Raw genomic sequence first — 19,929 nt, 5'->3', positions numbered from 1 at the left:
TGAGGAGACGAAAGTGAGATACGGAAGATTGTCCGGTCTGGTCGCGGCGACCATGGCCGGTGTGCTCGCGCTTACTGCCTGTGGCGGTGGCGACGGGGCCGAGGACGACGGTCCGGTCAGCCTGCGAATGGCCGTCTGGTCCGCCAACGAGGCGCACATGAAGCTGTTCAACGAGATCGCCGACGAGTACCGGAAGAACAACCCGGACGTCGCGGAGATCAAGTTCGACCCGCTGCCGTTCGAGAACTACACCACGACGCTGACCACGCAGATCGCCGGTGGCAACGCGCCGGACCTGGCGTGGATCTTCGAGAACTCGGCTCCGGACTTCGTCGCCTCCGGCGCGCTGCGCCCGCTCGACGACACCCTGAAGAAGGCCGAGGGCTACCAGTACGACGACCTGTCCCCCGCCACGCTGAAGCTCTGGCAGGACGACGGGAAGCTCTTCGCGTACCCGTTCTCGACCTCGCCGTTCGGCGTGTTCGTCAACAACGACATGCTCAAGAAGGCCGGGCAGAAGACGCCGGCCGAGCTGATCGCGGCCGGTCAGTGGAACTGGGACACCGCGCTGGCCGCGGCCGGCGCCACAGCGGCGAAGTCCGGCAAGGCCGGGCTCGTGTTCCGCGACTTCGACTACAAGGGCTGGGACAACCTGGCCACGTTCTGGACCGGCTGGGGCGCCCAGGCGTGGAGCGAGGACGGCCGGAGCTGCGGCTTCAACAGCCCGGAGATGGTTGAGGCGATGACCACGCTGCACAAGGCGATCTTCACCGGCAAGGCGCTGCCCGGACCGGGCACGACTGCCGACTTCTTCGCCGGTGACGCGGCCATGACCGTCACCCAGATCTCCCGCGCCTCGCTGCTGAAGGACGACGGCTTCGAGTGGGACCTGGTCCCGCTGCCGGCCGGCCCGAAGGGTCCGTACGCGGTGTCCGGCCAGGCCGGCATCGGCGTGCTGAAGAAGAGCCCGCACGCCGAGCAGGCCGCCGACTTCCTGGCCTTCTTCACCAACCCCGCGAACTCGGCGAAGCTGGCCCAGTTCTTCCCGCCGCCGCGGCAGTCCCAGCTCACCGCCGAGACGCTGGCCAAGACGAACCCGAAGCTCAAGCCGGAGCAGCTGCAGAAGGTCGTCATCGACGGCATCACCAACGGCGTGGTCAAGCCCAGCCACGCCGGGCAGGCCGAGCTGAGCCAGCAGGTGCGTGCCGCGCTCGACCCGCTGTGGCAGGCGGACGCGGACGTCAAGGGCGTACTCGACGGCGTCTGCACCAAGATCCAGCCGCTGCTGGCGAAGTAGGGCCGAGGATCATGACCCAGACGGACACCAGGGTGGGCCCGGCTGCTGCCGGGCCCACCCCGGGCCGGGCCCGGCCGTTCTGGACCACCCGCCGCCGGGACCAGCTCACCGGATACCTGTTCATCGCCCCGCAGTTGCTCGGCAGCGTGGTCTTCGTGATCCTGCCGCTGGTCCTCGTGTTCTGGTACAGCCTGCACGAGTGGAACGTGCTGGCCGGCAGCTTCGACTACATCGGCACCGACAACTACGCCGCGCTGGCCGACGACCCCAACCTGGGCCCGGTGCTGCGGTCGACCGGCCTGTTCTCGGTCGGTCTGGTCGTGTTCAACCTCGGCCTGGCGCTGCTGCTGGCCGTCCTGCTCAACCAGAAGCTGCGCGGCACGATCGTGTTCCGCACGCTGTTCTTCTCCCCCGTGGTGGTCTCGCTGGTCGCGTGGACCATCGTCTGGGGCTTCCTGCTGCAGGACAACGGCGGCGTCAACGGCCTGCTCGACACCATCGGCGTCGACGGGCCCAACTGGCTGCGCGGCGAGGGCACGGCGATGCTGTCCGTGATCGTCGTGCAGGTGTTCAAGAACGTCGGCCTGAACATGGTGCTGTTCCTGGCCGCGCTCCAGGGCGTGCCGGCCGAGCTGTACGAGGCCGCCGAGGTCGACGGCGCGAGCCGGATGCGCCAGTTCTGGCGGATCACCGTGCCGCTGATCAGCCCGACGATCATGCTGACGTCGATCATCACGGTGGTCGGCTCGTTGCAGGTGTTCGCGCAGATCGCGGTGCTCACCCAGGGTGGGCCCGGCACCTCGACCACGGTGCTCGTCTACTACCTCTACCAGCAGGCCTTCCAGTTCCATCACTTCGGCTACGGCGCGACGCTGTCGATCCTGCTGTTCGTCATCGTGCTCGCGCTGACGGTGCTGCAGTGGCAGATGCGCAAGAGGTGGGTCTTCCATGAATCGTGAGCTGTCCCGGCGGACCAAGCTGGTGCTCTACGGCGTACTGATGGTCCTGGCCGTTCCGTTCGTGTTCCCCACGTGGTGGATGGTCACCTCGTCGCTGAAGCCGGTGGCGGACATCTTCTCCTTCCCGCCGCAACTGCTGCCGACCGATCCGCGGGTGGACGCGTACCGGCGGGTGTTCGAGCTGCAGCCGTTCGGGCAGCAGTACCTGAACAGCCTCTACATCGCGCTGCTGGTCACCGTGGGCACGCTGGCGGTGGCGTCGCTGGCCGGGTACGCGTTCGCGCGGATCCGGTTCCGGGGGCAGAACGTGCTGTTCCTGGTCGTCCTCGCGGGCCTGCTCATCCCGAGCGAGGTGACGATCGTGCCGCTGTTCCAGATGTTCTTCAAGCTCGACCTGATCGACACGCACTGGCCGCTGATCCTGGTGCCGATCTTCGGGGCGCCGAGCGTGCTGGCGACGTTCATCATGCGGCAGTTCTTCATCAGCCTCCCCGGTGAGCTGGAGGAGGCGGCCCGGGTCGACGGGCTGGGACGCTTCGCCACGTTCTGGAAGATCGCGCTGCCGCTGTCCCGGCCCGCGCTCGGCGCGGTGGCCATCTTCACGTTCCTGCACAGCTGGAACCTGTACCTGGAACCGATCGTGTTCCTGTCCTCGCCGGACAAGTTCACCCTGCCGCAGGCGCTCACCCAGTTCGTCGACGCGTACGGCGGCCCGATGTGGGACGTCCAGCTCGCCGCGGCGTCGATGACCGCCCTGCCGGTGCTGGCGGTGTTCGTCATCGCGCAGAAGCAGTTCGTCGAGGGCCTCGCGCACACCGGCCTGAAGGGATGACCGCGCCGGTCGTCGGGATCGACATCGGCGGCACCAAGACCGCCGCCGCCCTCGTCGGTCCCGGTGCGCGGGTGCTCGACCGCCGGGAGGCGCCGACCCCCGCCCGCAGCGGGCCGGCCGCGGTGCTGGACACCGCCGCCGGCCTGGCCGCGAACCTGCTCGCCGCCGCCGGCCACGGGCCGGTCGGGGTGGGCACCGCGGGCACCGTCGACCCGGCGACCGGCGTCATCAGGTACGCGACCGGCAGCCTGCCCGGATGGGCCGGCACCCCGGTGGCCGACGAGCTGGCCGCACGGCTTGGCCGGCCGGTGCGCGTCACCAACGACGTGAGCGCGGCGGCGCTCGGCGAGTGCTGGGCCGGCGCCGGACGGGGCCGGGGGCACGTGCTGCTGGCCGCCGTCGGCACCGGGCTGGGCGGCGCGATCGTCCGCGACGGGCGGGTCGAGGGCGGCGCCCGGGGCGCGGCCGGCCAGCTCGGGCACCTGCCGGTCCCGGACGCGCACCGGCTGCGCTGCGGCTGCGGCCGGTACGGGCACCTGGAGGCGATCGCCTCCGGCACCGGCCTGTCCGCCGCGTACGCGCTGGCCGGCGGTGACCCGGTCGCCGGGCGGGAGGTGGCGCGGCGCGCGGCGGCCGGTGACGCGACCGCCCGGCAGGTCGTCGAGCGGGCCGGCGCCGCGCTCGGCGCGGCACTGGCCGGGCTGGTCGCGCTGCTCGACCCCGAGGCCGTCCTGGTCGCCGGTGGCGCCGCCGGCACCCTGCTGCCCTCCGCGACTGCCGCCTACCGGGCGGAGCTACCAGGCGGCTGGGCGCACGTGCCACTGCTTCCCGCGGCGCTGCGCGCCGACGCGGTGGTGGTCGGCGCCGCCCGGCTCGCCACCGCACCGAACCACCACGACGGAGGAACCAGCACGTGAGTGTCCTGGACGAACTGGCCGGCGGGCTGGTCGTGTCCTGCCAGCCCCTGCCCGACGACCCGGACGACCCGATGCGCGACCCGTACGTCCAGGCCCGCGTGGCCGCCGCCGTGGTCCGCGGCGGCGCGGTGGCGGTCCGGGTCAACGGCCCCGACGACGTGCGGGCGGTACGCGCCGCCGTCGACGTGCCGGTGATCGGGCTGTACAAGCACGGCACGCAGGGCGTTTTCATCACCCCGACCGCCGGGCACGCCCTCGAAGCGGCGCGGGCCGGGTCGCACGTCGTCGCGGTGGACGCCACCGACCGTCCCCGGCCCGACGGCCGGACCTTCGCCGACACCGTCCGCGCGGTGCACGAGCAGACCGAAGCGCTGGTCCTGGCCGACGTCTCCACAGTGGCCGAGGGCGTCGCCGCCGTCGAGGCCGGCGCGGACGCGGTCGCCACCACGCTGTCCGGCTACACGCCGGCCGGCCCAACGATCGACGGGCCCGACCTCGGGCTCGTGGCGCGACTCGCCGCGCTGCTGCCCGTGCCGGTGATCGCCGAGGGGCGCTACCGCACCACGGAGCAGATCAGCCGGGCCTTCGAGGCGGGGGCCCACGCGGTGGTGACGGGCAACGCCGTCACCTCACCGCTGTGGATCACCCGCCGGCTGGTTCCGGCCACCCCCCGGGCGGCGAGCGCACCGGAGAAGAGGGAGCATCGATGAAGAGAAGAACGCTTCTTGCGGCCACCGGCGCGGCCGGCCTGGCCACCGTGGCCCTCGGCGGCCCCGCCGTCGCCCGGCCCGCCGGCCGGGGACCGAGCGTGGCGCTGGTGCCGCTGGACGACCGGCCGGTCAACACGTACTGCGCCGAGATGACCGCCGCGAGCGCCGGCGCCGAGGTGCTGCTGCCGCCGCGGGACCTGCTGGGCCGTTTCTTCACCCCCGGCGACGGCGCCGGCATCGCCCGCTGGCTCGACGGCACCGACGGCGTCGACGGGTACGTGATCTCGGTGAGCATGCTGGCGTACGGGGGCCTCATCGCCTCGCGTACCGCCGCACCGGCGCTGGCCGACGCGTTGCGCAACCTGGAGGCGATCCGGCGGCTGCGCACACGCGGGTCGGACACGGTGATCGAGGTACACGACACGATCCAGCGGCTCGCCATCACCAGCACCGGCACCGACCTGGACAACTACCGTGACCTGCTGGTCCAGTGGGCCAAGCTGTACGACCAGGTGGTCAACCTGGGCCAGGAGGCGCTGCGGGCCCAGCTCGACGCCGTACGGGCGCGCATCCCGGACGCGGTGGTCGAGGACTACCTGGCCGCGCGGGCACGCAACCACCAGGTCAACCGGCTGATGGTGGAGTGGGTGGCGGACGGGACGATCAGCCACCTGGTGCTCTCCGAGGACGACACCGCGCCGGTCGGCCTGGCCCGTGCCGAGCGGGTCGAGCTGGAGGCGCTGGTGGCGCGGCTCGGCGTCGGCGACCGGGTGGAGATCTTCCCCGGCGCCGACGAGGTGAACGCGCTGCTCGTCGCGCGCGTCGTCGCCGCCGGCGCCGCGCCCACCTACCGGGTGGAGTACGCCGGGGTGTCCGGCGAGGGCTGGACCGCCGCGCTGGAGGGCATCCCGTTCGCGGAGAACATCCGCCGGCACGTCACCTCGGTGGGCGGCCGGGTGGTGACCGGCGACGCGGACATCGTCCTCGCGGTGAACACCCCGTCGGCCACGACCGGGCAGCGGGGCGCCGACCTGGACGCGTTCGTCGGCCGCATCGGCGAGCTGCTGGCCGCCGGCACCCCGGTGGTCGTGGTGGACCCGCTGATCGTCAACAAGGGCGACCACGACCTGGTGTCCCGGATGGAGACCCGGCTGGACCTGCCCGCGCTGCTGTCGTACTCGGGGTGGAACACCGGCGGCAACGCGCTCGGGCTGGCGCTCGCGCACGGCACCGCGCGGTGGGCGTACCTGCGCTCCTCCGGCAGCGGCTTCGGCGTGCCGGAGCTGCGCGGGCCGGCCCAGGCGCACGCCGAGTACCTGCTCTACCGGTTCGTCAAGGACGACCCGTGGAAGAACGTGGTGCAGGCCGACGCGTACGCGCACGCCCGGGCGCAGGGCTGGGATCCGCTGGCGCTGACCGCCGAGCAGAAGCGCTACTTCGACGGCTGGGTACGCGACCGGCTGGTGCCGCTGACCGAGCGGTACTTCGCCGACCACTTCGCCGGGCACGAGCTGGTGCTCGGCCGACGCGGACGCAAGACGTTCACCGCGACGCTGGACCGGGTCACGGCGGTACGGGTCGAGCTGCCGTGGGACCGGCTGTTCGAGGTCACGCTGGAGCCGAGCCTGCGGCTGCGCTGACCGGTGCGGGTGCGGTCCCCCGGGGCCGCACCCGCCTCAGCGGGGTGTCAGCAGGCAGAACTCGGTGCCGTCCGGGTCGGCCAGCACCACGTCGCCGGCGGTGTGTCTTCCCGTACCGGCCCGGGTCGCGCCGAGCGCCAGCAGCCGGTCGATCTCCGCGTCCCGATCACCGTCCGCGACCAGATCCAGGTGTACGCGGTCCCCGTCGCCGCGGTCCATCAGCGGCGGACCGCTCCAGGTGACCTTCGCGCCTCCGCGCGGCGACTGGATCGCTGTCTCCTCGTCCTGGTCCCAGACCAGCGGCCAGCCCAGCGCCTCGCTCCAGAAGAGGCCGGCGGCCCGCGTACCGTCGCAGTTGACCGCACCGACCGGGCCGCAGCCGGCGAGGAAGGTGTTGCCCGCCCCGATGACGCAGAACTCGTTGCCCTCCGGGTCGGCGAGCACCACCTGGTCGTCGTCCGGGCCCTGGCCGATGTCGATGTGCCGCCCGCCCAGCGCCAGCGCGCGGTCGACCGTCTCCTGCTGGGCCTGCGGCGACGCGCTGGTCACGTCGAAGTGCACGCGGTTCTGCACGGTCTTCGGCGCGTCGCTGGGCAGGAAGCGGATGCGGAAGTCGCTGTGGGCGTCCGGGCCCAGCGCCACGCCCTCGCGCGGGTCGTCGATGATCTCCCGGCCCAGCACCCCGGACCAGAACCGCGCGAGTCGTCGTGGGTCGCCCGCGTCGAGGCTGACCGCGTAGAGGTGTACCGCCATCTGCCCGTCTCCGATCCGCCGTCGTCGTCGGCGGCAGGTCAGGAGCGTAGGCCGGGCGGTCCGGGCGCGCAGCCGGATTTCGGGCCGTCAGGCGCCGACGCGCTGTTCGGGGATGGACAGGCCGTAGAGCGCCATCAGCTCCGGGCTGTCGATCCGGCTGCCGTCGGCCACCGAGTCGCAGGCGATGTCGACGATCTGGTCCTTGTGCGCCAGCAGGTACGGCCGCGCCCCCACGTCGGCGCTGGCGAGCGTGGCGATGCCGGACCAGTGCCGGCGGCCGAACAGCATCGGGTAGCCGCGCAGCCCGTCGTAGGTGGCGCAGACCAGCACGTCCGGGTACGGCAGCGCGGTGACCCGGCGGACCGCCGCCGCGGTGAGCCCGGGCATGTCCACCGGCACCACGACCACCGCCTCGATCTCGTCGTCGGTGAGCGCGGCGAGCCCGGCCCGGATCGAGGAGCCCACGCCGGTGCCCCAGGCGCGGTTGACCACGACGGTGGCGCCGCTCAGGTCGGTGGTCTGCCGCACCTGCTCGGCCGCCGCGCCCAGGACGACCACGACCTGTGCGCAGCCCGCCTCAGCCATCGTGTCGATCATCTGGCTGACCAGCGGCTTCTCGCCCTGGTGCAGCAGCGCTTCGGGTCCGCCGATGCGGCGGCCGCCACCGGCGGCGATGATCATTGCAGCGATCCGGTTCAGCGGTGCCCCCTCGATCTGGGGACGGACCGGGCACAGCCGCCCGGTCCGTCCCGTCGTACGCACACCGGACCCAACGAGCGCGGCCGGGGGCAAGTAGCGGGGCAAAACGGAAAATTGCGTGACTATGCCGCGTCCGCGTAGCAGTCGACAGTGGACAGGTCGAGCGGAAACCGGACCGGGGTGTCGCCGAACAGCAGCCGGGTGGCCCGCGCGCCGGCGGCGGTGACCGCCTCGGCGACCACCGCCGCCTGCCCGGCCGGGCAGTGCACCACCACCTCGTCGTGCTGGAAGAAGACCAGCTCCGCCTCCGTACCGGCCAGCTCGGTGCGCAACGTGGCCAGCAGCGTGGAGGCCCACTCGGCGGCGGTGGCCTGGATGACGAAGTTGCGGGTGAAGCGCCCCCGCGAACGGGCCGCCCGGGCCGACGGGCTGTGCGGATCGGCCCCGCCCTCCGGCAACGGCTCCTCCCCCTCGGCGAACCCCGCCGACCCGGGCGGGCAGGTGCGCCCCAGCCAGGACCGGACCAGCCCGCCCGCCTCACCGGTGCGCGCCGCCGCCTCGACGTAGCCGAACGCGGTCGGATAGTTCTTCCGCAGCACCGCCAGGGCCGGCACCGCCGCCCCGCCGGTCTGCCCGTACATCGCCCCGAGCAGGGCCACCTTGGCCTTCGCCCGGTCACCGGCGAACGCGTCCCGGGCCAGCGCGGCGTAGAGGTCACCGGCGCCGCCCGCCGCGGCGAGCCGCTCGTCGCCGGAGACCGCCGCGAGCACGCGCGGTTCGAGCTGACCCGCGTCGGCCACCACGAACGTCCAGCCCGGGTCCGCCACCACCGCCTGCCGGATCACCTTCGGGATCTGCAACGCCCCGCCGCCCCGGGTCGCCCACCGGCCGGAGACCACGCCGCCGGGCACGTACTCCGGGTGGAACCGGCCGCCGGAGACCCAGGCGTCGCGCCAGGCCCAGCCGTGCGCCGTCCAGATCCGGTACAGCTCCTTGTATTCCAGGACCAGCGGCGCCGCCGGGTGCTCCACCCCGCGCAGCACCCAGGCGCGCGTGTTCGGCAGGTCCACGCCCGCTCGGGCGAACGCCCGCAACAGCTCCGCGGGCGAGTCGGCGTGCACCTGGCGTACGCCGAACGCGTCAGCGATCCGCGCCTGCAACTCGGCCAGCCGGCGCGGCGGCCCGCCGACCGGGGACGCCTCGCCGAGCAGGTCGGCCAGGATCGCGTCGTGCACGTCGGCGCGCCAGGGCAGGCCGGCCGCGCCCATCTCGGCGGCCACCAGCGCGCCCGCCGACTCGGCGGCCACCAGGAGACGGAACCGGCCGGGATGGGTGGTCGCGGCGATCCGGGCGAGCTGGTCGGCGTACACCCGGGTCAACGCCGTGATGCCCGGACCGGGCGGGCCGGACGGCGGCTCGAACAGCGCGGCCTGGGCGTGGCCGGGCGGCTCGGGCGGGCGGGGCGCCGGGTCCGGCGGGACCGGCGCGCCGCTGACCCGGGCCCAGGCGGCGGGCAGCGCGCGGGGCTCGCCCCACCGGCCCGCGTGCCCGAGCAGCAGCGCCTCGGTCAGCTCGACGTCGTGGCAGCGGTCGAGCCGCACCCCGGCGCGCAGCAGCGCCGGGTAGACGCCCGCCCAGGCGGCCCAGAGCCAGCGGGGACGCCCGGCGGCCTCCCGGGCGGCCACGGCGGCGGCCAGGTCGGCCACCTCCTCGGCCGGACCGGCCGGGGTGCCGTCGGCGTGCAGCGGTTGCAGCATGCCGCCGCCCCGCTCGTCCGCCACCACCGCCACCAGCACGGACGCGATTCTGCCCGGTGCCACCGACAGTGCGGGGCCCCGGCTCGTCGAGCCGGGGCCCCGCGCGTTACTTGCCGACGCCTGCGGTGAGGCCGGACTGCACCTGGCGCTGGAAGACGATGTACACGATCAGCACCGGAAGCATCGCCATGGTGACGCCGGCGAACAGTCCGGACCAGTCCGACTTGTAGCCCTGGTTGACCGACAGCTCGATCAGCCCCTGGGCGATCACCTGGTTCTTCGGCTCGCCGGAGACCGACTGCATGAGCAGCGTCGGCAGATACCACTGGTTCCACTGGCCGAGCACGTTGAAGATGCCGATGCTGATCAGGCCCGGCTTGGCCATCGGCAGCATCACGCTGAAGAACGTACGGGTGTGCGAGGCCCCGTCGACCTGGGCCGCCTCGGCGATCGAGTCGGGCAGCGTCCGGAAGAACGAGTGCATGAAGAAGATCGTGAACGACAGCGACCAGGCCACGTAGACCAGGATCAGCATGAGGTGCTTGTTCGGGCCGAGCAGCGGGAGGCTGACCCCGGTGTTGTAGACGCCCTTGAACAGCGGCACCGCGGCCAGGTAGATCGGCAGCGTCAGCCCGGACAGGAACATCCAGTAGATCAGCCGGTTGCCGCGGAACTCGTAGCGCGCCAGCGCGTACGCGGCCATCGAGCCCAGCAGCATCGTCAGCGTCACGCTGAACACCAGCACGAGCAGCGTGTTGAGGAAGAAGCTGTCGATCCCGGCGGTCCAGGCGCGGGCGAAGTTGTCCCACTGCAGCGCGTCGGGGATCAGCGACAGCGGTTCGCGGATCACCTCCGAGTCGGTCTTGAGCGCCGACATCACCACCCACAGCAGCGGGTAGACCACCATGATCGCCCAGACCGCGAGGAACAGGTGGGAGAAGCCGTTGAAGATCCGGCCGCCGAAGCCGTTGCCGACGTTCCGCCGGTCCGCCGGCGGCCGGTCCGGCGGTGCCGTGTCGGACCGGGCCGGGCCGGAGGTGTGGGTCACAGTGCTCATCGTCCAGACCTCCTCAGTACTCGATCCGCTCACGGCGGGTGATCCTCAGCTGGAGCGCGGCCAGCAGGATGGTGAAGATGGCCAGCGCGACGGCGATCGCGCAGGCGTAACCGAACTGGCCCTTCTGGAACGCGTTGAACTGGATCACCGAGGCGAAGATCTCGCTGGCGTGGTTCGGCCCGCCCTGGCTCGGCGTCATGACGAAGACCAGCGCGTACATGTCCAGCGCGATGAAGCCCAGATAGACCCAGGCGACCGAGATGCTGTCCCGCAGCAGCGGCAGGGTCACCTTGAAGAACGTGTGGAACCGGCCCGCGCCGTCGAGGATCGCGGCCTCGTAGATGTCCTTCGGGATCGACTGCATCGCGGCGGAGAACAGCACCATGTAGAAGCCGGCGCCGCTCCACACCGCGATGAACAGCAGCCACCAGAGCACCGCCGGCACGCCGAGGAACGGCTCCGGGTCGGCGGTGAAGGCGATCGGGTTGTCCGCGTCGACCAGCCCGATCTTGATGAGCAGGCCGTTGATCAGGCCCTGCCCGTCGGTGCGGTAGATCTGCTGCCACATGACGGCGATGACCACCAGCGACAGCACCTGCGGGAAGAAGAAGATGACCTTGTAGATCCCGGAGCCGAACACCCCGCGGATGCCGGCCCTGTCCTCGCGTCCGCCCACGTTGAGCAGGAACGCGAGGAACAGGGCCAGCGCGATCGTGAACAGCGGCACGGTGACCAGGAAGAACACGTTGTGCCAGAACGCCTTCCGGATCAGCTCGTCGGAGAACAGCCGGACGTAGTTGTCCAGCCCGACGAAGCGCTGAGAATCGGAGTACCCACCCCAGTCGGTGAGCGAGTACCCCGCCGCCTGGGCGAACGGCCACACCACGTAGAACAGGTACAGCGCGACGGGCAGGGCCAGGAAACCCGTGACGAAACGCGCGACTCCGTGCCGCATTGGACTCACTTCCTCGCGGTGATCAGGCGGTGCGGGTCTGCTTCTTGATCGACGAGTCCTTGGCGACCTTGTCGGCGGCCGCCTGCATCTTGTCGACGAACTGCTGCGCGGTCAGGCGGCCGGCCATCAGCTCCTCGGAGAGGTTCTGGCTCTCCTTGTCCAGGTCGGCGTAGAAGTCCGGGAACTTCACCGAGATCAGGTCCGAGCTGCCGTTCTTCATCAGCGAGTTCGCCGACGCCAGCGCGGTGTCCTGGACGTTGTCGCCGGAGCCCTTGGTGGAGGCCAGCGACTTGGTCAGCTCGGCGAACTTCGCCGAGCCGGCCTTGGAGAGGATGGCCCGCAGGAACTCCTTCGCGGCCTCCTTGTTCGGCGCCTTGCTCGGCACCACGAAGCCCTCGCCGGAGGAGGCGAAGACGTCCTTGGCGGCCTTGTCGCCGCTCTTGCTCCAGTAGTCGGAGATGGTCATCTCGAAGCCCGGCGGGATGGTCGCGGCCATCTCGTTCTTCAGCCAGGTGCCGACCTGGATGAAGGCCGCCTTGCCGTCCAGGAACGCCTGCTGCGACTGGGTGTGGTCGAGCTTGCCCGGCAGCAGCAGCCTGTCCTTGACCAGCTTCTCCCACGGCTCCAGCGCCGCGACGATGCCGTCGGCCTTCCAGGCGCCGTCCTTCAGGTTGTCGATGTCGACGACGGCCTGCTTGCCGACCGCCTTCCAGATGCTGGCGAACAGCGCCCAGCGCGGGTAGTAGCCGTGCACCGCGTCGTGCACGTACGGCGCCATGCCCTTGGCCTTGATCTTCGGCGCGAGCGCGAAGAACTCGTCCCAGGTGGTCGGCGCCGTCCACCCCTCCTTCTTGAACAGGGCGGCGTTGTACCAGTTGCCCCAGACCGTGTACGCGACGTTGACCACGTAGAACTTGCCGTTCTGCGTGCCGTCGGCGACGGTGCCCGGCAGCAGGCTGTCGGCCACAGTCCCCTCGCTGTCCCAGGCCGGCGCGGTGAGCAGGTCGTCCAGCGGCTCGATCGCGCCCTCGTTGATCAGCGTGCTGCGGTCCATCATGTCGGCGCCCGAGTTCATCACCAGGTCGCTCGGCTGGGTCGCCATCTTGGGCTGCTCTTCGGTCTTGATCTTCTGGGTCGAAGACATGTTGACCGTGACGTTCGCGTGCTTGGCGTTGAAGATGACCTTGTCTTCCTTGGCCCACTGGTCGCCCAGGCCACCGTTGAAGACGACCACCTTGACCGCACTGCCGTCCTTGACGCCGAACGGGTTGTCCTTGCTCTTGGCCGCGCCGCCGCCGTCGGACTTGCTCGGCTCGCTGCCGGCGCACGCGCTCAGCAGACCCGCCGCCGGTACGGCCAGCAGACCGGCCGCCGCGGCGCGCCGCAGCAGGGTCCGACGGCTGACGTCGCCGAACTTCTCGGGGGAAACCGACATCTTGTCTCTCCTTGTGGGTCGGGTCAGGCGGTCCGCCGGAGACGCCCGGCGTACCGCGACTCGAGGGCGAGGTTGTGCTCGTCCCCACCGGGGACGTTGGCGGAGAGGTAGACAGGGGGTACCTCTCCGGCCTGGTGGAACCGTCGTACGACCTCGGCGGTCAGCAGCTGCGCCAGCAGCGCCGCGGTGACCGACGAGACCGCACAGACCGCGCCGCCGCCCTCGAGCGGCAGCAGTGCGTCGCCGTACGGCGCGCCGTTGTCCAGCACGACGTCGGCGAGGTCGGCGAGCCGGTGCCCGGAGGGGTGCCGAGGAGCTACCCGGGCGGTGTGCTCGACCGAGGTGACAGCGATCAACGGATGGCCGCCGCGCTTGACCAGCGTCGCCAGCTCGACCACCGAGCCGTTGATGCCGGACTGCGAGGCGACCACGAACACGTCCCCCGGCTGCGGCGCCGCCAGGGCGTAGAGCTGGTGCGCCACGGCCGGGTCGCGTTCCAGCTTCGGGTCGGCGAGCACGTCGCGGGGCGCGTCGCCGTGCAGCACGAGGTCGTGCAGGGACAGCCGGTTGGCGGGGACCAGGCCGCCGGCGCGGGCGACCAGCTCGGCGGCGAAGGCCTCCGAGTGGCCGGCGCCGAACGCCTGGAGGACGCCGCCCGCACGCAGCCCGGAGGCGATCAGGTCGGCTGCCCGGTCCACCGCCACGGCCTGGCTGTCCACCAGCCGGTCGAGCACCGGGCGGACCGCGTCGGCGTACCGCTGGGCACTGATCATGAGAGGGCCCCCTTCGCGGCCTTGTGCCCGTCGACGGCCTGGGCGGTACGCCGGAAGGCCGCGTGGGCGCGGTCGTGGGTGCGCTGCGCCACCGCGATGTAGAGCAGGTCGAGCACGACGAGCTGGGGGTGCCGGGCGGAGAGCGCGTCCGGCCGGAACGTGGTGGCCTGGCTGGCGGTGACCAGCACGATGTCGGCCAGCTCGGCCAGCGGCGAGCGGGGGAAGCCGGTGAGCGCGACGGTGGTGGCGCCGCGGCTGCCGGCCTCGGCGAGCAGCTCGATCGTCTCCCGGGTCTGCCCGGTGTGCGAGATGCCGAGCGCGACGTCCCCGGCGCCCAGCAGCGCGGCGCTGGCGAGCCCTTCGTGCACGTCGCTCCAGGCCCACGCGGCGACGCCGATGCGGTGCAGGCTGAACTGCATCTCCTCGCCGACGAGCGCGCTGCCGCTGGCGCCGAAGATGTTCACCCGGCTGGCCCCGGCGATGGCGACCGCCGCGCGTTCCACCTCGGCCAGGTCGAGCAGCGCGGCGGTGTCGTGCATGGCCCGCGTGTCGGCGGCCATGATCTGGTCGAGCACCCGGGACAGCGGGTCGCCGGGCTGGATCTCCCGTCCGATGTCGACGGTCCAGCCCGCCGAGCGTGCCCGGCCGGTCTCGGCGGCGATGCCGAGCCGCAGGTCGGCGTAGCCCTCGAAGCCCATCGCCCGGCAGAACCGGGTGATGGTCGCCGGTGACGTGCCGCTGCGCTCGGCCAGCTCGACGATTGTCGCCCGGGCCGCCGCCTCCGGGTCGCTGAGCACGTGCTCGGCGACCCGGCGCAGCGCACCGGTCAGCTCCCCCGTACCGGCCCGGACCCTGGCCAGCACCCCGTCGGCGCCCAGCCGGTCGGCCGGACCGGCATCGACCACCGCGGTCGCCGCGGAAGTCTCCACCTCGTGCTCGGCCATCGGCGGAAGCCTTTCGGAAAAGAGTGTTAACTGTTAGTGGTAAAAGTTCTTACTGAAGGGCCCTCCGTGTCAAGGGCGTGGGCGAAGTTTTCAAACTGTTACCTGGCGCACCGCCGCGATCTTGCGCCCGGCGACGCGGCCGACCAGCATGAGGACCATGTCGGACACCGTCGTGGTCGGCCTCGACGTCGGGGGCACATCCACCCGCGCGACAGCGCTGAGCCTCGACGGCACCCGCCTGGGCGCCGGCCGCGCCGGCGGCGGCAACCCCACCAGCCACGGGGCCGAGCGGGCCGCCGCCGAGCTGCTCGCCGCCCTGCGCGCGGCGCTCGCCGACATCGACCCGATCCGGGTACGCGCCGGCGTCATCGGCCTCGCGGGCGCCGGCCGCCTCCTGGCCGACCCGCACGGCCGCGACGCGTTCGACCACGCGTGGGCCGAGGCGGGGCTGCGGTGCCCGTACGCCGTGCACGGCGACGCGCTGGTCGCCTACGCCTCCGGCACCGCCGCCCCGGACGGCACCGTGCTCGTCGCCGGCACCGGCGCCATCGCCGCCCAGGTACGCGACCTGCGGCTGGACCGCACCGCCGACGGCCACGGCTGGCTGCTCGGCGACGCCGGCTCGGGGTTCTGGCTCGGCCACGAGGCGGTCCGCCGGCTGCTGACCGACCTGGACCGCGCCGACGCCCCCGGCGACCTGGCCCGGCAGGTGCTGGCCGAGCTGACCGGCACGACCGAGGTGGACGACCAGCCGCGCGTCACCGCCGGCGCCGTGGTGCAGGCGGTGACCCGGCGGCCACCCGTGGAACTGGCCCGGCTCGCGCCGCTCGTGGTCTCGTCGGCCCGCGACGGGGAACCGACGGCAGTCGCGCTGGTCGCCGAGGCCGCGGCTCTGCTGGCGGAGAGCGTCTCCCGCATCCGCCCCTCCGGCGCGACCGATCCGGTGGTGCTCGGGGGCGGGCTGCTCACCGGCGACACCCCGCTGGCCGGTGCGGTCCGCGCCGAACTGGCCGGACGGTGGCCGGGCGCACCGCTGCACAGCGCCGGGGACGGGGCGGCCGCCGCGGCCTGGCTCGCCGCCCGCGACCTGCCCGAGGTGACCGACCCGGCGGCACTGCACACCCGGCTGGTCCCCTCACCCACCTGACCCGCCCGCCGCGTCGCCCTGCGCCGTGCTCGGCCGTTCGGGTGGAACGCCACGGGTGTCACAACGCCGGTTTGACACCCGTGACGTTCCACCGCCGTTTCCGGCAGACGTTCGCGTGCGCGGGGTTTCCGGGCTGATCAGTATCGGTCTTGCGGGTCCGGCTGATTCGGGTGCCAGCCCTGCGGAGCGGGCTGGCCCGGATGGCCCTGCGGCGCGGGGCCGTACTGCGCGGGCTGACCCGGGTGGCCCTGGGGCGCGCTGCCCTGAGCCGGCTGATTCGGGTGCCAGCCCTGCTGAGCGGGCTGAGCCGGGTACCCCTGCGGCGCGGCGCCGTACGGTGCGGGCTGGAACTGGGCAGGCTGGCCCTGGACGGGCGGGTACGCCGGACCGGGCTGACCGTGCCCCGCACCCGGGTACATGCCCTGCTGCTGTCCGCCCGGGTACTGCTGCGCGCCCGCGAACTGCGGCGCGGCGGCCTGCTCGCGGGCCTCCTTGCGTGCCTTCACGGCGCGCACGATCAGCAGGATCGGCAGCACGAAGACGTAGAAGAAGATCCGGTAGCTGTCGCCGTCGAAGAGGAACAGCAGGTAGAAGCCGTACCCGAAGAAGGCCAGGCCGATGACCACGTTGAGGATCCGGGAGCCCTTGCCCTGTTCCTTGACGGCTATGCCCACCGCGATCATCGCGATGCCGCCGAGCAGCAGCAACAGCGTGTAGAGGAGGAAGAACATGAGATTCCTGTCGATAGATGAGCGTGCCGGCTCACCCTAGGTCAGCTCGTTCCTCCCCACTGCCCCGTTGCCTGTGGCAACGACCTCACTTGAGCTGCCCGGCGGTCAGTCCGGACTGGACCTGGCGCTGGAACGCCACGTACACCACGAGCACCGGCAGCACCGCGATGGTCAGGCCGGCGAACAACTGGGCGTAGTCACCGGCGTAGCCCTGGCTCACCGCGAGCGAACTCAGCCCCTGGGCGAGCATCCGGTCCTGCCCGTCGCCGGGCAGCAGCACCTGCGGCAGCAGGAACTGGTTCCAGTGGCTCAGGAAGTTGAAGATGCCGACACTGATCAGTCCCGGTCTCGCCATCGGCAGCATCACCCGGAAGAACAGCCGGAAGTGCCCGCAGCCGTCGATCAGCGCGGCCTCCGCCACCGACGTGGGCAGCGTCCGGAAGAACGCGCTCAGGAAGAACACGGTGAACGGCAGCGAGTAGGCCGTGTAGACCAGGATCAGGCCCGGCCAGGTGCCGAGCAGGCCGACGCTGCGGACCACGAAGAACAGCGGCACCAGCGCCAGGAAGACCGGGAACATCATGCCGCCGACGAACAGGTAGTAGACCACCTGCCGACCGCGGAACTCGTAGCGCGCGAAGACGTACGCGGCGGTGGCGCCGAACAGCATGGTCAGGCTCAGCGAGCCGGCCACCACGACCAGGCTGTTGAAGAAGAACCGGCCGATGTGGGCACCGGTCCAGGCGCGTGACCAGTTGTCGAACCGCAGCGCCTCGGGCAGTCCCCACGGCTCGGCGATGATCTCGCCGTTGGTCTTGAGGGAGCTGAGCACCATCCAGGCCAGCGGCAGGACCGTCATGGCCGCCCAGAGCAGCAGGAAGCCGTGCGAGAAGACGTTCGCCACGCCCAGCTCGCGGCGCGGCGGCCGGTCGGCGGGGGCGGTCGCGCGGGTCGTCTCGGCGGCCGGGGCGCCGGTGTCCACGGTGGTCACGAGTACTCGATCCGATCACGCCGGGCGGTGCGCAGCGCCAGCACCGCCACCGAGAGGGTCAGGAAGAACATCGCCACACCGATCGCCGAGGCGTACCCGAACTTGTTCTCGCTGCCGAACGACGTGTCGTACATCCGCAGTCCGATCACGTCGGAGGAGAAGTTCGGCCCGCCGTTGGTCATGAGCTGGACCAGGATGAAGCCGTCCAGCGCCGCGATGGCGAGGTAGATCCACGCGACCTGGATGGTGTCCCAGAGCAGCGGAATGGTGATCTTCCGCAGCATCGTGGTGCGGGACGCGCCGTCGAGCAGCACCGCCTCGTAGATGTCGCGCGGGATCGCTTGCATTGCGGCGCCGAAGAGCACCACGTAGAAGCCGACGTTGCTCCACACCATCACCGCCAGCACGCACCAGAACGCGAAGCGCGGGTCGCCGAGCCAGGCCGGGGTGGCCAGCCCGACGGCGCGCAGGGCGCCGTTGAGCAGGCCACTGGTCGGGCTGTAGATCTCCTTCCAGAGCAGCGCGATGATCACCACCGAGAGCACCTGCGGGAAGAAGTAGACGAGCCGGTAGACCGAGGTGCCGCGCACCCCGGTCACACCGGCCCGGCCCTTGCGACCGCCCATGGTGAGCATGCTGGCGAAGAACAGCCCCAGCCCGATCGTCACCACCGGCAACACCACGAGCAGGATCGCGTTGTTCTTCAACGCGTTCCACACGTACCCGTCGTGCAGCAGCGTGCGGAAGTTCGCCATCCCGACCGGGTCGGCCTGCGCGGAGTAGCCCATCCAGTCGGTGGTGGAGATCTGAAAGGCCTGGAGGTACGGCGAGAGCACGAAGATGCCGTACAGCGCCAGTGGGGGTAGCAGGAACGTGAGGATCAGGGGGAGGCGGCCCTGTCGCATCACGCCGACCGCTTGTACTTCTTGACCGAGCTGTCCTGGGCGATCGAGTCGGCGCCCTTCTGGCACTGGTCGAGGAACTCGGCCGGGGAGGTCCGGCCGCTGAAGAACTCGCCGCAGGCCGCGTCGACCAGGTTGCGCTCCAGCTTGCGGTAGTAGTTGTTGTAGACCCAGTTGAAGCCGTTGGACCCGGACGCGTCGAGCGCCTTGACCACGGTGCTGAGCCCGTACGGCAGCTCGATGCCCTCGGTGGCGCCGGCGACCACGGGCAGGCTGGCGACCTTCCGGGTGAAGTCCTGGGCGCCCTTGCGGGACAGCATGGTCCGGAAGTACTCCAGGCCACCGGCGACGTTGCGCGCCTTCGCCGGCACCATGAACGGCTCGCCCGCGGTGCCGCGGATCGCCTCGTACGGCAGCTTGTCGCCGCTGCCCAGGCTCGGCGTCGGCGCGACTGTCATGTTGAAGCCGGGCGGGGTGACGTCCTTCTGCTCGCTCTCCAGCCAGGAGCCGCAGGAGATGAACGCGGCCTTGCCCTGGCACCACGCGGTCTGCGACTGCTTGTGGTCCAGGCCCGGGGAGCCGTCGAGGATGAACTTGTCCTTGACGATCTGGTGCCAGGCGTCGGCGGCGGTCTTCATGGCGTCCGACTTCCAGGCGTTGGGCTCCAGGTTGTCGATCGCCAGCGCCACCGACGGGCCGCCGAGCTTGATCGCGGTGGAGATCAGCGGCCAGCTCATGTAGCGGGGGTGCACACCGGCGTACGTCCAGGGGGCGATGCCCGCGGCCTTGATCCGGCGGCAGAGCGCGATGTGGTCGTCCCAGGTCTTGGCGTCCTCCCAGCCGCGGTCGGCGAACAGCTTGGTGGAGTGCCAGATGCCGTACACCGTGTAGGTGTAGTTGAGCACCAGGAACCGGCCGTCGTAGGAGCCGACCTCGACGGTGCCGGGCAGCAGCGTGTCCTTGACCGTCTTGCCGGGCGTGTCGAGGCTCGGCGCGGCGAGCAGCTCACCCAGGTCGGCGAGCGCGTTCTGGGAGACCAGGCCGTTGAAGTCGATCTGGCCGGCGCCGGAGTTGTTCACCACGTCCGGCGGGCTGCCGTCGACGAAGCGGGGCTGGAGCGTCTTGCTGATCTCCGCGGTGGCCGAGTGCTTGATCTCCGCCTTCGGGTACCGCTCCTTGTACATGGCCTCGTGGGCCTTGGCGTAGTCCTCCCCGAAGCCGCCGTTGAAGATCACCACCTCCAGCGGGGCGTCCTCGGCGACGCCGAGCGGGTTCTGCTCGCTCTTGGTGCCCTTGTACGCGCCCTTGTCGCCCTCGTCGCCGCCACCGGAGGTGGCGCAGCCGGCGAGCAGCCCCGCGACGGGGGTGGCCAGCAGACCGGCGGCGGCACTGCGCCGTAGGATCTCACGCCTGTTCATCGCATCTCCTCG

The 19,929-nt window shown here is 71.6% G+C and carries 19 protein-coding genes; 7 read left to right on the top strand and 12 right to left on the bottom strand.

Annotated features, from left to right (window positions below; all coding sequences use genetic code 11):
- Positions 1-13: 13 nt before the first annotated feature.
- Genes ACN27C_RS19055 through ACN27C_RS19030 form a run of 6 tightly spaced genes read left to right on the top strand, consistent with a single transcriptional unit; the run spans position 14 to position 6,355 of the window.
- Positions 14-1,297, top strand: a complete 1,284-nt coding sequence (locus tag ACN27C_RS19055; RefSeq protein ID WP_120569026.1) for an ABC transporter substrate-binding protein — start codon at positions 14-16, stop codon at positions 1,295-1,297.
- An 11-nt stretch (positions 1,298-1,308) separates the two neighbouring features.
- Positions 1,309-2,256, top strand: a complete 948-nt coding sequence (locus tag ACN27C_RS19050) for a carbohydrate ABC transporter permease (RefSeq protein ID WP_422747123.1) — start codon at positions 1,309-1,311, stop codon at positions 2,254-2,256.
- Positions 2,246-3,088, top strand: a complete 843-nt coding sequence (locus ACN27C_RS19045; RefSeq protein WP_120569024.1) for a carbohydrate ABC transporter permease — start codon at positions 2,246-2,248, stop codon at positions 3,086-3,088. Before ACN27C_RS19050 ends, ACN27C_RS19045 begins: the two co-directional genes overlap by 11 nt.
- Entirely contained in the window at positions 3,085-4,005 is a 921-nt protein-coding gene (locus tag ACN27C_RS19040) for an ROK family protein (RefSeq protein ID WP_422747121.1), read from the top strand. Before ACN27C_RS19045 ends, ACN27C_RS19040 begins: the two co-directional genes overlap by 4 nt.
- Positions 4,002-4,715, top strand: a complete 714-nt coding sequence (locus ACN27C_RS19035; protein ID WP_252447662.1) for an N-acetylmannosamine-6-phosphate 2-epimerase — start codon at positions 4,002-4,004, stop codon at positions 4,713-4,715. Before ACN27C_RS19040 ends, ACN27C_RS19035 begins: the two co-directional genes overlap by 4 nt.
- Positions 4,712-6,355 carry a DUF4127 family protein gene (locus ACN27C_RS19030; protein WP_422747118.1) on the top strand — a complete coding sequence of 548 codons (1,644 nt, stop codon included), beginning with the start codon at positions 4,712-4,714 and terminating at the stop codon, positions 6,353-6,355. Before ACN27C_RS19035 ends, ACN27C_RS19030 begins: the two co-directional genes overlap by 4 nt.
- 36 nt (positions 6,356-6,391) lie before the next feature.
- Here ACN27C_RS19030 and ACN27C_RS19025 read toward each other — a convergent pair whose 3' ends face one another.
- The 8 genes from ACN27C_RS19025 to ACN27C_RS18990 form a co-directional block, all read right to left on the bottom strand.
- The gene (locus tag ACN27C_RS19025) at positions 6,392-7,108 is read right to left on the bottom strand and encodes a VOC family protein (RefSeq protein WP_422747116.1); all 717 of its coding nucleotides are present in this window, start codon (positions 7,106-7,108) and stop codon (positions 6,392-6,394) included.
- Between the two features lie 87 nt (positions 7,109-7,195).
- Positions 7,196-7,789 carry a nucleotidyltransferase family protein gene (locus ACN27C_RS19020; protein WP_422747114.1) on the bottom strand — a complete coding sequence of 198 codons (594 nt, stop codon included), beginning with the start codon at positions 7,787-7,789 and terminating at the stop codon, positions 7,196-7,198.
- Positions 7,790-7,929: 140 nt separating this feature from the next.
- Positions 7,930-9,564, bottom strand: a complete 1,635-nt coding sequence (locus ACN27C_RS19015; RefSeq protein WP_422751648.1) for a bifunctional 3'-5' exonuclease/DNA polymerase — start codon at positions 9,562-9,564, stop codon at positions 7,930-7,932.
- 106 nt (positions 9,565-9,670) lie between these two features.
- Positions 9,671-10,621, bottom strand: coding sequence for a carbohydrate ABC transporter permease (locus ACN27C_RS19010; protein ID WP_120569018.1), 951 nt, complete (start codon positions 10,619-10,621; stop codon positions 9,671-9,673).
- Positions 10,622-10,634: 13 nt separating this feature from the next.
- On the bottom strand, positions 10,635-11,576 hold the full coding sequence (locus tag ACN27C_RS19005; protein ID WP_120569017.1) for a carbohydrate ABC transporter permease: 942 nt from the start codon (positions 11,574-11,576) through the stop codon (positions 10,635-10,637).
- Positions 11,577-11,598: 22 nt separating this feature from the next.
- Positions 11,599-13,011, bottom strand: a complete 1,413-nt coding sequence (gene ngcE, locus ACN27C_RS19000) for an N-acetylglucosamine/diacetylchitobiose ABC transporter substrate-binding protein (RefSeq protein WP_120569016.1) — start codon at positions 13,009-13,011, stop codon at positions 11,599-11,601.
- A 23-nt stretch (positions 13,012-13,034) separates the two neighbouring features.
- Positions 13,035-13,784: an SIS domain-containing protein gene (locus ACN27C_RS18995; RefSeq protein ID WP_120569015.1), complete on the bottom strand. Its 750-nt coding sequence runs from the start codon at positions 13,782-13,784 to the stop codon at positions 13,035-13,037.
- The gene (locus ACN27C_RS18990) at positions 13,781-14,728 is read right to left on the bottom strand and encodes a MurR/RpiR family transcriptional regulator (RefSeq protein ID WP_120569014.1); all 948 of its coding nucleotides are present in this window, start codon (positions 14,726-14,728) and stop codon (positions 13,781-13,783) included. The genes ACN27C_RS18995 and ACN27C_RS18990 overlap by 4 nt, the downstream gene beginning before the upstream one ends.
- A gap of 157 nt (positions 14,729-14,885) precedes the next feature.
- Here ACN27C_RS18990 and ACN27C_RS18985 point away from each other — a divergent pair, with 157 nt between their 5' ends.
- Positions 14,886-15,875 (top strand): N-acetylglucosamine kinase, encoded by a 990-nt coding sequence (locus ACN27C_RS18985; RefSeq protein ID WP_422747106.1) that lies wholly within the window; start codon positions 14,886-14,888, stop codon positions 15,873-15,875.
- A 137-nt stretch (positions 15,876-16,012) separates the two neighbouring features.
- Here ACN27C_RS18985 and ACN27C_RS18980 read toward each other — a convergent pair whose 3' ends face one another.
- The 4 genes from ACN27C_RS18980 to ngcE (ACN27C_RS18965) form a co-directional block, all read right to left on the bottom strand.
- On the bottom strand, positions 16,013-16,606 hold the full coding sequence (locus ACN27C_RS18980; RefSeq protein WP_422747104.1) for a hypothetical protein: 594 nt from the start codon (positions 16,604-16,606) through the stop codon (positions 16,013-16,015).
- An 85-nt stretch (positions 16,607-16,691) separates the two neighbouring features.
- A complete protein-coding gene (locus ACN27C_RS18975) occupies positions 16,692-17,597 on the bottom strand; it encodes a carbohydrate ABC transporter permease (protein ID WP_252447657.1) in 906 nt (301 codons plus the stop codon).
- Positions 17,594-18,502 (bottom strand): carbohydrate ABC transporter permease, encoded by a 909-nt coding sequence (locus tag ACN27C_RS18970; RefSeq protein ID WP_357897436.1) that lies wholly within the window; start codon positions 18,500-18,502, stop codon positions 17,594-17,596. Before ACN27C_RS18970 ends, ACN27C_RS18975 begins: the two co-directional genes overlap by 4 nt.
- Complete coding sequence (gene ngcE, locus ACN27C_RS18965) at positions 18,502-19,917, bottom strand: N-acetylglucosamine/diacetylchitobiose ABC transporter substrate-binding protein (protein ID WP_357897435.1); 1,416 nt, start codon at positions 19,915-19,917, stop codon at positions 18,502-18,504. Before ngcE (ACN27C_RS18965) ends, ACN27C_RS18970 begins: the two co-directional genes overlap by 1 nt.
- Between the last annotated feature and the right edge of the window lie 12 nt (positions 19,918-19,929).

The organism is Micromonospora sp. WMMD1219, from assembly GCF_049315215.1.
Lineage (GTDB): Bacteria > Actinomycetota > Actinomycetes > Mycobacteriales > Micromonosporaceae > Micromonospora > Micromonospora tulbaghiae.
The sequence above is the reverse complement of the archived record's forward strand: the minus strand, read 5'-3'. Positions and strand labels throughout refer to the sequence as shown.